The organism is Amycolatopsis sp. NPDC051372 (assembly GCF_040682095.1).
Classification (GTDB): domain Bacteria; phylum Actinomycetota; class Actinomycetes; order Mycobacteriales; family Pseudonocardiaceae; genus Amycolatopsis.
Genome location: NZ_JBFBAF010000048.1, coordinates 12614 through 25371, shown reverse-complemented (window position 1 = coordinate 25371; position 12758 = coordinate 12614). Strand labels below are relative to the sequence as shown.

Here is a 12758-nt window from a genome sequence, read left to right as displayed (position 1 = left end):
ACCGCGTCTGGGGCTGACGGCCGATGAGCCGAGGAATACCAGGCCAGGAGGGTTGGTTGAACTCACCGTCAGCCCGTCTGGCACAATGACCCGCTGAAGTCCGGCACCGGTTCACCCCGATCCTGGGGACCCGGGGCCAACAAGAGAGGACACCATGAAGAGCGGCATTCACCCTGAGTACGTGACGACTCAGGTCACCTGTAACTGCGGGAACAGCTTCACCACCCGCAGCACCAAGGACTCGGGCGCGATCCACGTCGAGATCTGCTCGAACTGCCACCCGTTCTACACCGGCAAGCAGAAGATCATGGACACCGGTGGCCGGGTTGCGCGCTTCGAGAAGCGCTACGGCAAGCGGCAGAAGAACGACGCCAAGTAGCTTCGCCCACGGCGCCCACTCGCACGTGCGAGTGGGCGCCGTTTGCTGTCTGTCGGTGGAATTCTGTCGTTGGTGGTACTAGGCCCGGAAGAAGGCGCGGAAGTGGATTCGACTTCGCTCAAGGGGTTGCTCGCCGAGCACGCCCAACTGGAAGAGCAGCTGGCGGACCCGGCCGTGCACGCCGACCAGGCCAAGGCCCGCAAGCTGGGCCGCCGCTACGCGGAGCTGAGCCCGGTCGTGCGCGCCGTGCGTGAGCTCGACCAGACGCGCGACGACCTCTCCGCGGCCAAGGAGCTGGCGGCCGAGGACTCGACATTCGCGGAAGAGGCCGACGAGCTGGCCGCGAAGATCCCCGATCTCGAGTCCCGCCTCACGGAGCTGCTGCTGCCGCGCGACCCGTACGACGGCTCCGACGTGGTCATGGAGGTCAAGTCCGGCGAAGGCGGCGAGGAGTCCGCTCTGTTCGCGGGCGACCTGCTGCGCATGTACCTGCGCTACGCCGAGCGCCACGGCTGGAAGGCCGAGGTCCTCGACTCGACCGAGTCCGACCTCGGCGGCTTCAAGGACGTCACCCTGTCGATCAAGAGCAAGACCGCCGACGTCGACGGCGTCTGGTCGCGCCTGAAGTTCGAGGGCGGCGTGCACCGCGTGCAGCGCGTGCCGGCGACCGAGTCGCAGGGCCGCATCCACACGTCTGCCGCGGGTGTGCTGATCTACCCCGAGCCCGAAGAGGTCGAGGTCGAGATCGACCCGAACGACCTGCGTATCGACGTCTTCCGCTCGTCGGGCCCCGGCGGCCAGAGCGTGAACACCACCGACTCGGCCGTGCGCATCACGCACCTGCCGACCGGCATCGTCGTCTCGTGCCAGAACGAGAAGTCCCAGATCCAGAACCGCGCCCGTGCGCTGCAGGTGCTGCAGGCGCGCCTGCAGGCCATCGCCGAGGAAGAGGCCGCGGCGAAGGCCTCGGACGCCCGCCGTTCGCAGGTCCGCACCGTCGACCGCTCCGAGCGCGTGCGCACGTACAACTTCCCGGAGAACCGCATCTCGGACCACCGGGTGAACTACAAGGCCTACAACCTCGACCAGGTCCTCGACGGCGACCTCGACGGCGTCCTCGACGCCCTGGCGACGGCCGACCGCGAGGAGCGGCTTGCCGCCCAGTCCGGTTGAGTCAGTCCGGCTGAGCCAGCCCCGCCGCCTCGGACACCTCAGCCGCCTCAGACAGCGGCCGCGATCTCCTCGGTCAGCGGCTCGTCGTCCTCGCGTTCTCTCTGCGGCTTCGGCGGCTCTTCGGCGCGCGGCAGCAGGCTGAGGGTCGCGAACGCGAGCGCCAGCACGGTCGGGAACAGCGTGAGCAGCTGGTGCTTCACGCCTTCCACGCCTTCGCCCAGCGCGGACAGCCCGAGCTGCCCGATGGCGAAGAACGTCAGCATCAGCACCACGAGGCCGTACTCGCGCCGCCCCCGCCGGAAGGCGCGCACGGCCGCCCAGATCATCAGCAGCCACAGGGGAACCAGTACGAACAGCCCTGCGGGCGCGGCCAGCGCGGCGGGCCCGGAGAACACCGGCACGCGGTGCTCCTTCGACAGCCGTGGCCGGCCGGAGAGCTCACCGAAGCTGCCGAGGTTGTCGGGGCGCGCGGTGAGCGTGTTCACACCGCCCTGCTGCAGGATCTGCGCGACGCGCGCGGGGTGCGACTCGTAGTACGCCAGCACGTTGCGGCGGCTGATCTTGTCGCGGTACTGCGGGTAGAGCGGGTCGGTCCTGGCCGCGCCCGGGGTCCACCAGCCGGTGCCGATGTAGCGCGCGAACGATTGTGGAAGTCCGAGTGCGGCCAGGTCGGCGTTCGTGTCGTGCTTGCCGTCCGCAATGGAATCGAAGATCGCGTTGTACACGTTGGCCTCGCGGTACTCCGCGTTGGCCGGGTCGCCGTGCGACTGCACCGCGAACGTCCCGCCGCCCACGAGCAGGAGCACCGCGAGCGGCAGCGGCCAGCGGGCCTTGCCGCGCTCGCCCTGGGGTTTCACCAGCAGCACCGCGAGCACGAAAACGGGGATGAGCAACAGCGTCTGCGACTTCGCATTGATGCCGATCAGTCCACCGAGGACGGTGAAGGCGGCGCCGGCGTAGCGCTGGGCGCGGTCGCGGTGCATCAGCAGGAGGCCGCCGGCGATCAGCAGCATGCCGAGGAAGGCCGCGCCCTCGCTGAGCGTGGAGGCGAAGTAGCCGAAGAACGCGGAGTCGCCCATGACGATCAGCAGCAGGACCGTCGCGACGACCTTGCCGCGGCGCTCCAGGTCGAGGCCGGTGACCGCGGCGGTGATGGCCACCGCGACGAGCACGCAGGTACCGACGCCGAGGACCAGCAGGTTCAGGACGGCGCTCGAGCCGAAGAGGTGACCGGCTTTGCTCGCCAGCCAGTCGAGCCAGGTTTGGCTCGAGACGTAGTCGCTTGTGCAGGGGACCCCGGCGCCGTAGCTGAACCGGACGAACCCCTCCGACGGGCGGTCGAGCTGCTTGCCGCCGAGTTTGCAGAGCAGCCGCCAGCCGTCGCCGTTGTCGGCCATGCCGATGGGTCGGGGGATGAGGAAACGGACCAGGAGCAGAGCGAGGGAAGCGCCGAAGATGGCGAGACCGAAGCGGAGGTCTTTGGTTCGCACCCGGCCGAGTGTAGGCAGGGCGGTGCCGGGCCGCAGTGTGTGCGGGCATCCCGGTCACCGCCACCAGGCCGGCGCCGCGGCACTCGCCGCGGTCAGCCCGCCCAGTACCCCGACACGAAGCGCAGGAAGATCAGCGCGCCGATCGTCGTGTTCGCGTACAGCACGCCGTAGACCACACCGCGCAGCTTCGGCCTGCGCTCGGCGAACAGCACGAGCGCCACGTACATCACCAGGCACGGCAACAGGTAGCGGTGCACCGACACCACGTTGTTGTTGATCGTCAGCATCACGATCGACGCGATGCCGAACAGTGCGAGCGGGATGCCCTTGGCGCGCAAGGCGATGAAGATGTACACAGAGGACACGAGCAGCAACGCGAGCCCGATGGTGGGCAGCACGTGGCTCATCAGCGTCCAGCCGTCCATCGGGGTGTCGCCGAGGAGCGCGTGGGCCGTCAGCTTCGTCTCGGTCCAGCCGGTGGCGAAGATGTTCGGGTTGAACTTGTGGTACGACCAGGTGGCCACGCCCTTGAGCGCGTTGAAGCTCGCCATGGCGCTGCCGGTCTGGATCTTCATGTACAGCATGTGCGCGCCGAGGCCGAGGAACGCGGCGGGGAACCACAGTAACCGCCAGTTCAGCAGGCCGCGCAGCTTCCAGTCCTTCGAGCGCCAGAACTCCAGGAAGCACAGGCCCACGAACACCGCCGCGGTGATCCGCGAGGCCGTGAGCGGGATCAGGCACAGGCCCATCCACAGCCACTGGCGCCGCAGCGCGAACAGGTAGGCCCAGAAGCCCAGCGCGCAGAAGACCGCTTCGCTGTAGAACGAGTGCAGGAAGAACGCCGTGGGCGCGGTGAGGAACGCGGCGACCACCAGCCACTGGGCACGGGCGCCGGTGAAGTAGAAGCGGGCGATCTTGAGCAGTGCCGTGGTGGCGAGCCACGTCGCGACCACGTTGACCACGAAGCCCGCGACGAGGATCCCGATCAGGTGGAAGCTGATCGTCTGCACGAGCCACACGCAGATCGGGAACACCGGGTAGAACGCGCGCAGGGGCACGTAGCTGCTGGTGTAGGCGTGCTGCGCGATGTCGCCGTAGTTGCCGGCGTCCCAGCGGTAGGTGTGCGCGAGCAGGCTCCAGGTCGAGCCGATGCCGGTCTTCGGCACGCCCTCGCTCACCGGGGACGACGGGCCGAACAGCCACGCCACCGCGATCAGCACGACGTTCCACGCGAGCACCACGGCCAGCACACGGGCGAAGTCGCCCGTGAGCCAGCGCGGCACGCGCGAAACCGCGTCGGGCTGCTTCGGTTCGTCCTCGGAGGTGAGCTCCTCGGCGGTCACCGTGGCGGTCATACCGTGCCTCCCGGCTGTTCGGTGGCGGCCACCGGGACCGGGGTCCGCTGCCGGAAGACGACCTTTTGGTAGAGCACGTAGTTCCACACCAGACCCACGGCGATGCCGGCGAACTTCGGCACGAGCACCGTGACGTGGGGCAGCAGCGACCCGACCGCGAAGATCACCGCCGCCTGCACCACCCACAGCCCGAACGCGGTGATGGCGAAGAACAGCAGCACCTGCTTGCGGACGTCGCCGTCCTTGGCGCGGAAGGTGAAGTTGCGGTTGAGCACGAAGCTCAGCAGCATGCCCGCGGTCGTCGAGCACAGGTTCGCGACGAACAGCGGCAGCCCGACGCTGGAGTACAGCAGCGCGAAGCCCACCGCGTCGACGAGCGTGTTGGCGACACCGACCACACCGAAGCGGATCTGCTGCGCGGTCAGGAGCTTCATCAGGCCCTGCTCTCCGCCTGGACCGCATCGACGGTGTCCACGGTGTCCAGGGTTTCCAGGGTTTCCGCAGCGCGCCCGGTCGGATTCGAGGTGACGCGAGCGTCGGAGGCGAGACCCGTCCGCACCGAGGCGACGCCGTACAGCGGCCGGTTCTGCACCTGCGAGTACGTGCGGCCGATGTAGCTGCCGAGCACGCCGAGCATGATGATCTGGATGCCGCCGAGGAAGAACATCGCGATCGTGATGAACGCCCAGCCGGGCACCGCGGTCGCCGGCGCGAACAGCTTCACGCCGATGACGTAGAGCACGCCGACGAAGCTGAGCGCGGAGATCAGGTAGCCGAGACGGCTGATCATGCGCAGCGGCGTGACGGAGAAACCGAGGATGCCGTCGGCGGCGAAGCGCAGCATCTTGCGCAGCGGGTAGCCGGTGACGCCCGCGTGGCGCTTGTCGCGATCGAACAGCACCGCGGTCTGGCGGAACCCGATGTAGGAGACCAGGCCGCGCAGGAAGCGGTCGCGCTCGCGGTACTTGCGCAGCTCGTCCACGACCTTGCGGTCGATCAGCCGGAAATCACCGGTGTTCTTGGGGATGTCGACGGCGGCCATCTTGCGCAGGAACCAGTAGAACGCGCCGGCGGTGAACCTCTTGAACGCGCTGTCCTGCCGCGAGCGGCGCTGCGCGTAGACGACGTCGTAGCCCTCTTCCCAGCGCTCGATCAGTTCGAGCGCGACGCGCGGCGGGTCCTGCAGGTCGCTGTCCATGATGATCGTCGCGTCGGCGTCGACCAGGTCGAGGCCCGCGGTCACGGCCATCTGGTGGCCGAAGTTGCGCGCGAGCTCGATCACGGTCACCCGCTCGTCGCGCCGGGACAGCTCGGTGAGCAGCACGAGCGAGCTGTCGCGGCTGCCGTCGTCGACGTAGAGGAAGCTGAGTTCGTACCGGTCTGCCAGCGGCCTGGTGACCTCGTCCACGGTCCGGTGGAGCAGGTCGATGTTGCCTTCCTCGTTGAAGATAGGGAAGACGAACGCGATCCGGCGTCTGTCGCTCGAGGGCTCCGAAGACACGCCAATCATGACGGGACTCCCGTTTGACTCAATGGATCGGGCGAACGCGCTGATCCGCGGCCCGGAGGACCTCAGGATCTTAAGAGATCACGCTCACGGTGCTTCTTCGGGCCCGCATCGGGGCCCGCCTGCGGCCAGGCGGCTCCGGAAGCGCGCCGGAGGTCGATACGCTGGGCGGAGGATTTTCGACGTGAGGGAAAACTTGTGAATCGGCAGCCGCTGCGCCTGGCCATCATGGAGGCCACCCGCATCCTCACCGAGGCGGGCGTGGAGTCGCCGCGGACGGACGCGGACCTGATCGCCGCGCACGTGCTCGGGGTCGATCGCGGGCGGTTGCCGATGGTGCCGCTGGTCGACCCGCCCGTGATCGAGGCGATCGGGCAGCTCGTGGCGCAGCGCGCGAAGCGGATCCCGCTGCAGTACCTCACCGGGTGGGCCGCACTGGGCAACATCACGGTGAACGTGGGCCCCGGCGTGTTCGTGCCGCGCCCGGAGACTGAGCTGCTGCTGGACTGGGGCCTGAAGTTCCTCCACGGACGCGAGTTCCCCGTGGTCGTCGACCTGTGCACGGGGTCCGCCGCGCTGGCCCTGGCGCTGGCGCACGAGCGGCCGGACGCCGTCGTGTACGCCGTGGACGTCGACCCCCAGGCGCTCGCGTGGGCCCGGCACAACGCCGACGTGCACTCCGACGCGGGCGACACCCCCGTGCGCCTCTACTCGGGCGACATCGGCGACCCGACGATGTTCGCCGAGCTCGACGGCCTTGTCGACCTGGTGCTCTGCAACCCGCCGTACGTCCCCGAAGGCACGCCCGTGCCCCCGGAGGTCGCAGAGCACGACCCGGCGCGCGCGGTGTTCGCCGAGGAGAGCGGCCTGGCGGTGATCCGCCACGCCATCGCGGCCGGCGCCCGCCTGCTGCGTCCCGGCGGCGGATTGGCGATCGAGCACGACGACACCCACGGGTCGGCCGTGCCGGCGCTCGTGCGGGCGCGCCGCGTGCTCACCGCGGTCGAGGACCACCCCGACTTCACGGGCCGGGCCCGCTACGTCACTGCCCGCCGCCTGGGCTGAAGCCGGGCCGAAACCGCACGGTTCGCCGTAGTCTCTCGCGCATGGCCTGCCGGATCACCGAACTCGTCATCGACTGCGCCGACCCCCAGCGCCTGGGGGACTTCTGGTGCGAGGTCCTCGGCTACGTCGAGCTCGGCTGGGAGGGCGCCGACCTGGAGATCGGCCCGCCCGGCGGCTTCGGCGGGCCGCTGCCGACCCTGGTGCTCAGCCGCAGCGACGAGCCCAAGCGCGGGAAACTGCCGCTGCACCTCGACGTCAACCCGACCGATCGCGACCAGGACGCGGAACTCGAGCGCCTCCTCGCCGCGGGCGCGCGCCCGGCCGACGTCGGGCAGACCGGCGAGGAGTCCTGGCACGTGCTGGCCGACCCGGAGGGCAACGAGTTCTGCCTGCTCCGCCGCCAGGTCGACGCGGTGGACAGCCCGAGCACCGCCGGTTGAACCGAGCTGGAGGGACCATCTCGAACCCGCGCCCGGCTCGTCCCGTCTGCCGTTCGAACGACAGGTTCGGCCGGTACGCCACCTCTGTCCGACTTTCGTCGTGAGGCAATGGGGCGGATTTCGTTCGCAACCCTAACGATCCGCGGTCGACTGAATACCGTCGATCTTCGGGCCCGCCCGCTCCGGGGCGGCCCGATCGTGAAGGGGAGTGTGGATGAGACCCTCCTGGATCCCTGCCCGGCGCACGACAAGGCGCGTCTCGAAGGTGGCCGCGGTCGTCGCGGCCGTCGCCTTGCTGCCCGGGCTGACCGCCGGCACGGCGAACGCCGACACGTTCACCCGCAGCTGGCCCGCGCCGCTGGACTCCGCGCACTGGGCCGACCAATCGGCCATGACGTGGAACGACTACCGCAAGGTCCCCGGCACGAACTGGGCCGACCCGTCGCTCAAGCCGACCGAGCGCACGTTCAAGGGCGCCGTGGTGCTCGCGGACTATGCGGACGAGGACTTCGTGGTCACGAAGCCGGCGCACTCGACGGTGTTCGGCAACCCCGGGCCGTCGGCGAGCAATCTGAAGCGCGAGGACGTGGCGCAGTACTACCAGGACTTCCTCAACAAGCCGGAAACCCTCAACCACGGCCACACCATCAACGAGTACTGGATGGAGGACTCCGGCGGCCGGTTCGGCGTGGACCTCACGGCGTTCGGGCCCTACCGCATGCCGGGCAAGTCCTTCGAGTACGGCATGGAGTTCCAGGACAACGCGTGCCCGCAGGGCTCGACGTGTGACCGCGACCTGCGCACCGACGCGCGCGCCGCGTGGAAGGCCGACGTCGGTGCGCTGGCCGACCAGTTCGACTTCGTCTTCTTCCTCTCCGCGGGCCAGGACGAGAGCTCGACGTGGCAAGAGTTCGGCGAGATGAAGTTCGGCAGCCAGGACGCCGTGCCGGACGAGTTCGGCCCGCCCGGCGACGAGAGCCTGCCCAACTGGGCCGACACCCGCTACGTGCCGTGGACGTCGTGGGCCTCGGCGTCGAGCATCTGGCCCAACGCGCAGAACGGCTCCTCCACGCAGGCCGAATCGTCCGGCCAGGGCACCTACGCCCACGAGTTCAGCCACATCCTGGGCATCGGCGACAACTACAACAACCCGTTCGGCGTCCCGCCGCAGCGCGCGTACACCGGCCCGTGGGAGATGCTTTCGCGCGGCAGCTTCAACGGTCCCGGCGGCCCGCACACGCGCTGGCAGATCCCGGCCACCGAGGGCGGCTCGATGGGCGCGCACCACATGCTGCGCAACAAGCTGAAGCTCGGCATCGTCGACCCCGCCGACGTGCTGCAGCTCCACCGCGACCAGCTCGCGAAAACCGGTCCCGTGACGGCGCGGATCACCGCGCGGGAGGCGGCGCCGGAACCGGGTGCCTACACGGGGCTGAACATCGCGCTGCCGGGCGGCGACAAGTCCCCGAAGTGCGACCGCAACACCGACCCGCTGTGCGACGGCGGCGGTTACGACAACTACACGCTCGAGGTCGTCGACCGGATGGGCTCGGACTCCTTCGCGCCCGACTCCGGCGTGCTGCTGGCCAAGACCAAGAACAAGGACGCGGCGCCGTTCGAGTGGGTCGTCGACGCGAACCCGCAGGACATCGGCCTCACCGACTACGTGAAGCCGGACGGCACGCCGGTGAAGATCACCGTCGGCGACTACCGGCAGCTCAACGACGCGGCGTTCAAGGCCGGCACGGGCTCCTCGGGCGCATATGAGTACACCGACGAGGCCAACCGGCTGCACTTCCTCGTCACCGACCTCGCACGGGATCGCCGCGGCGTGCTGTCGTACACGGTCACCGTCGCGTCGCTCGACGGTGCGGGCCCGCAGGCGCGCGGTGCGCACCTGTGGCCGGCGCTGCCCGCGTTCACCAAGGGCGGGCTCGCCACGTGCGACTTCCGGCTGCTGAACACCGGTTCCGCGCGCGGGGCGAAGGCGCCGTACGACAGCGACACCTACCGGCTGAGCGCAAGCACCGACGCGAAGGGCTGGGAGGTGCGGCTGCCCAATGAGCTGGCGACGGCGAAGTTCGGGCAGACCGCCCAGATCGCCGCCTACGCGAAACGGACACCGGGCGCGCCGTACACGGCGCGGGTCAAGCTCACCGCCACATCGGTGAGTGATCCGGCGAAGACGAGCACCACCGCCTGCACGGCCATCGGGTTCTGACCCGGCGTCCCCGGCACCTGACCACCGCATTCGGGTGCCGGGGACGAGGGCTAGGCTTCGCGGCATGAGTGCGGTGTACGACTGCAGCAAGCGCGAATCCCGGGCCGAAGGGCTGGCCGCCGCGGCGTCAGCGGTGAGGTCGAGCCGGTTGGTGGTCCTGCCGACCGACACCGTCTACGGCATCGGTGCGGACGCCTTCGACGCCGGCGCCGTGCAGGCGTTGCTGCGCGCGAAGAACCGCGGTCCGGACATGCCCGTGGGCGTGCTCGTCGGTTCGTGGTCCACAGTAGACGGTCTCGTGCTCGGCCTGCCGCCGCAGGCGCGGGCGCTCGTGGAGGCGTTCTGGCCGGGCGACCTGTCCATCGTGCTCCCGCACGCGCCGAGCCTGCAGTGGGACCTCGGGCAGTCGCGCGGCACCGTGATGCTGCGGATGCCGCTGCACCCCGTCGCGCTGGAGCTGCTGCGCGACGTCGGCCCGATGGCCGTGTCGAGCGCCAACGTCTCCGGCCGCCCGCCCGCGTCCACCGCGGCCGAGGCGCAGGACCAGCTGGGCGATTCGGTGTCGGTGTACCTCGACGGCGGTTCGAGCGGCGAGGCCGTGGCTTCGTCGATCGTGGACCTCACGGGCGAGAATCCGGTGGTGCTGCGCGAAGGCGCGGTCACGCGCTCGGCGATCGCCGAGGTCATGGGCGTGCCCGTCGAGTCGCTCGCCTGAGCGGTCCACAGGGGAGGCTCCGCCAAACCGCGTCACATCCGGTCGCGGTAGCGTGACGCGGTGACTCGGACCCCCCGGCAGGCGTGACGCGGTCATGCCCCCTGTGCAAGGACTTCTCCCCATCCGGGAGTACCTCCTCGTCGCGCTGACCGCGACGGCGGTGACCTACCTGCTCACCGGCGTGGTCCGCCGCGTCGCGATCCGCATCGGCGCGATCGCCAACCCGCGCGCCCGCGACGTCCACGTGACGCCGATCCCTCGCATGGGCGGCGTCGGCATCTACCTGGGCGTGGCCGCGGCGATGGGCCTGGCGCACCAGCTGCCCGCGCTGAGCCACGGTTTCGACGCTTCGCTGGACTCCGTCGGCGTGCTGCTGGCGGCCGGCGTCATCTCGCTCATCGGCGCCCTGGACGACCGGTTCGAGCTCGACGCGTGGACGAAGCTCGCCGGCCAGGTCATGTGCGCGGGGATCCTCGTGCTCTTCGGCGTGCAGTGGGTGTCGTTCTGGGTGCCGTGGGGCGGCACCGGCGACTCGTTCGGTTCGGTGCTCGTGCTGGACAAGAACCAGGGCGCGCTGCTGACCGTCGTGATGGTCGTGGTGATGGTCAATGCGATGAACTTCGTCGACGGCCTCGACGGCCTCGCGGGCGGCCTGGGCTTCATCGCCGCGACGGCCACCTGCGCCTTCTCGCTGGGCCTGCTCGACAGCACCGGCGGCGACTTCGGCACCTACCCGCCGGCCCTCATCGCGGCGACGCTGGCGGGCGCGTGTCTGGGCTTCCTGCCCTACAACTTCCAACCCGCCAAGATCTTCATGGGCGACTCCGGCTCCATGATGATCGGCCTCATGCTCGCCGGCGCGACCACGTCCGCGAGCGGCCGCGTCAGCTACACGCGCTTCTCGGCCTCCGACGCGCTCGCCCTGCTGTCGCCCTTGGTCGTGGTCGTGGCGGTCCTCTTCGTTCCCGTCCTGGACCTCGTGATGGCCGTCATCCGCCGCACCCGCCGCGGCGAAAGCCCCTTCGCGGCCGACAAGATGCACCTCCACCACCGCCTGCTCGAGATCGGCCACTCCCAGCGCCGCGCCGTCCTGCTCATCTACTTGTGGGCCGGCATCCTCGCCTTCGGCGCGGTGTCCGTGACGCTCTTCGACGACACGGCCGTGTTCTGGGTCATCGGGGCGGGTCTGGTGGTGGCCGTGCTGGTGTCCCTGGTGCCGCGGTTGCGGGCGCGGCACCGAGCCGGCTGAGGTCTTCGCGAATTCCGATTCACCTCCTCTCGGCGTCCCCGTCGCCTCCTTGTGAATGTCCGATGGGGCGAGGAATCGAGGTGAAAATGCGCCAAATCGCGCTCGGCCTGTCGGCTGCGGGTTCGATGATGGCGACTTTCCCGGGGCTGGCGTCGCTGCCGAGCCGACGGGGGCGATTCCGGCCGAATCAGGAAAAACGGTGCTGTGGAACAGGTGTCTTCGATCGGGCACGCGCGTCGCTCGCGCTGCAGTGGTCGGTCTCGGTGCTGCCGGCACAGCCCGAACGACGGCCGCTCGGTGCGGGGTTCTCGGTCCGCTTTTCCCAGCCCGCAACGCGATCGGCCGCGTCAGTCCCCATCGGACGGTTTCGGTCGGCATCGTGACCGCGACCAGTCTCGACGGGAACGCGCTGGCCTGTACCAATCCCGGCCGTCCCTGGGCTGCGTGAACCGTTTCGATGAATGCGCCGCGGCGGTCGTCCCGTGGGTCATTCTTGTTCATTTCCGCGACCGATCATCCAGTCGCGGAAATGAATTCTGCCGCCCCGGTTTTCGCGCCCGCGTGGACCCGGGGCAGCCCGTTGTGTTGCTGGGTCGCAGGCCGGGGGTCAGGAGACCAGGTCGCGGGGTTCTCTACACTCGATCTCGAACCGAGTAGGGAGCCCAGCTGTGAGCGAAACCGAAACCTCGACCGACGCGACGGAGAACCCGCACGCCAAGGTGGTGCTGCAGGCTGCTCGCGCGATGACAAAGGCTTCGCTGCTGGTCACGCCGCCGGCGGTGCTCGTGTGCATTCTGGTGTTCAGCATCGTCTACGGGTTGCATGGCTTCCTCGGCTCGCTGGTCGGTGCCGTGCTGGCGATGCTGGCGGCCCTGTCGACGCTCGGGCTCATGCGCTTCAGCGCGGGCCAGGACCCGATGTTCGTCATGGTGATCGCGCTCGGTGGGTACGTGGTCAAGGTCGTGCTGCTGTTCGGCGCGCTCACGTTGCTCAAGGGCGTGCCCGCGCTGCATCCGTTGTCGCTGGGACTCACCATGATCGTGGCGATCCTGGTGTCCGCCGCGGCCGAGTTCGCGGCCTTCCGCAAGACGAAGATCCCGACGATCATCCCGTCCTGACGCGAACCCGGCACCCTCGGCTACCGACAGTGAGAGCACGCTGCGG

12 protein-coding genes are annotated in these 12758 nt (G+C 69.4%); 8 read left to right on the top strand and 4 right to left on the bottom strand.

Annotation, left to right across the window (positions count from 1 at the left end; genetic code table 11):
* Positions 1-154 precede the first annotated feature (154 nt).
* Together rpmE and prfA are read left to right on the top strand one after the other, a co-directional pair.
* Entirely contained in the window at positions 155-379 is a 225-nt protein-coding gene (gene rpmE, locus AB0M56_RS45630; protein WP_220243829.1) for a 50S ribosomal protein L31, read from the top strand.
* A 102-nt stretch (positions 380-481) separates the two neighbouring features.
* Positions 482-1552 carry a peptide chain release factor 1 gene (gene prfA, locus AB0M56_RS45625; RefSeq protein WP_364188451.1) on the top strand — a complete coding sequence of 357 codons (1071 nt, stop codon included), beginning with the start codon at positions 482-484 and terminating at the stop codon, positions 1550-1552.
* A gap of 47 nt (positions 1553-1599) precedes the next feature.
* On the opposite strand, the gene AB0M56_RS45620 is transcribed toward prfA, so the two are convergent.
* The 4 genes from AB0M56_RS45620 to AB0M56_RS45605 all read right to left on the bottom strand — a co-directional run bounded on the left by AB0M56_RS45620 (position 1600) and on the right by AB0M56_RS45605 (position 5898).
* Positions 1600-3042, bottom strand: a complete 1443-nt coding sequence (locus AB0M56_RS45620; RefSeq protein WP_364188449.1) for a hypothetical protein — start codon at positions 3040-3042, stop codon at positions 1600-1602.
* A 92-nt stretch (positions 3043-3134) separates the two neighbouring features.
* Positions 3135-4397, bottom strand: a complete 1263-nt coding sequence (locus tag AB0M56_RS45615) for a hypothetical protein (protein ID WP_364188446.1) — start codon at positions 4395-4397, stop codon at positions 3135-3137.
* A complete protein-coding gene (locus AB0M56_RS45610; protein WP_364188444.1) occupies positions 4394-4831 on the bottom strand; it encodes a GtrA family protein in 438 nt (145 codons plus the stop codon). The genes AB0M56_RS45615 and AB0M56_RS45610 overlap by 4 nt, the downstream gene beginning before the upstream one ends.
* Positions 4831-5898: a glycosyltransferase family 2 protein gene (locus tag AB0M56_RS45605; RefSeq protein ID WP_364188441.1), complete on the bottom strand. Its 1068-nt coding sequence runs from the start codon at positions 5896-5898 to the stop codon at positions 4831-4833. The genes AB0M56_RS45610 and AB0M56_RS45605 overlap by 1 nt, the downstream gene beginning before the upstream one ends.
* A gap of 204 nt (positions 5899-6102) precedes the next feature.
* On the opposite strand from AB0M56_RS45605, the gene prmC reads away from it, so the two are divergent.
* The 6 genes from prmC to AB0M56_RS45575 all read left to right on the top strand — a co-directional run bounded on the left by prmC (position 6103) and on the right by AB0M56_RS45575 (position 12712).
* Complete coding sequence (prmC, locus tag AB0M56_RS45600) at positions 6103-6969, top strand: peptide chain release factor N(5)-glutamine methyltransferase (protein ID WP_285972832.1); 867 nt, start codon at positions 6103-6105, stop codon at positions 6967-6969.
* A 41-nt stretch (positions 6970-7010) separates the two neighbouring features.
* Positions 7011-7409 (top strand): VOC family protein, encoded by a 399-nt coding sequence (locus tag AB0M56_RS45595; RefSeq protein WP_364188439.1) that lies wholly within the window; start codon positions 7011-7013, stop codon positions 7407-7409.
* Between the two features lie 214 nt (positions 7410-7623).
* The gene (locus AB0M56_RS45590; protein WP_364188437.1) at positions 7624-9630 is read left to right on the top strand and encodes a M6 family metalloprotease domain-containing protein; all 2007 of its coding nucleotides are present in this window, start codon (positions 7624-7626) and stop codon (positions 9628-9630) included.
* Positions 9631-9694: 64 nt separating this feature from the next.
* Positions 9695-10345, top strand: a complete 651-nt coding sequence (locus tag AB0M56_RS45585; RefSeq protein ID WP_364188435.1) for an L-threonylcarbamoyladenylate synthase — start codon at positions 9695-9697, stop codon at positions 10343-10345.
* 94 nt (positions 10346-10439) lie between these two features.
* Positions 10440-11594 carry an MraY family glycosyltransferase gene (locus AB0M56_RS45580; RefSeq protein ID WP_364188433.1) on the top strand — a complete coding sequence of 385 codons (1155 nt, stop codon included), beginning with the start codon at positions 10440-10442 and terminating at the stop codon, positions 11592-11594.
* A gap of 668 nt (positions 11595-12262) precedes the next feature.
* Complete coding sequence (locus AB0M56_RS45575; protein WP_364188430.1) at positions 12263-12712, top strand: hypothetical protein; 450 nt, start codon at positions 12263-12265, stop codon at positions 12710-12712.
* The last annotated feature ends 46 nt before the right edge of the window (positions 12713-12758 follow it).

Bases quoted from the DNA above. Each gene is read 5' to 3' on its own strand.
- AB0M56_RS45590 (WP_364188437.1), top strand. From the start codon at position 7,624: ATGAGACCCTCCTGGATCCCTGCCCGGCGCACGACAAGGCGCGTCTCG.
- AB0M56_RS45610 (WP_364188444.1), bottom strand. From the start codon at position 4,831: ATGAAGCTCCTGACCGCGCAGCAGATCCGCTTCGGTGTGGTCGGTGTC.
- rpmE (WP_220243829.1), top strand. From the start codon at position 155: ATGAAGAGCGGCATTCACCCTGAGTACGTGACGACTCAGGTCACCTGT.
- AB0M56_RS45580 (WP_364188433.1), top strand. From the start codon at position 10,440: ATGCCCCCTGTGCAAGGACTTCTCCCCATCCGGGAGTACCTCCTCGTC.
- AB0M56_RS45615 (WP_364188446.1), bottom strand. From the start codon at position 4,397: ATGACCGCCACGGTGACCGCCGAGGAGCTCACCTCCGAGGACGAACCG.
- AB0M56_RS45595 (WP_364188439.1), top strand. From the start codon at position 7,011: ATGGCCTGCCGGATCACCGAACTCGTCATCGACTGCGCCGACCCCCAG.
- AB0M56_RS45585 (WP_364188435.1), top strand. From the start codon at position 9,695: ATGAGTGCGGTGTACGACTGCAGCAAGCGCGAATCCCGGGCCGAAGGG.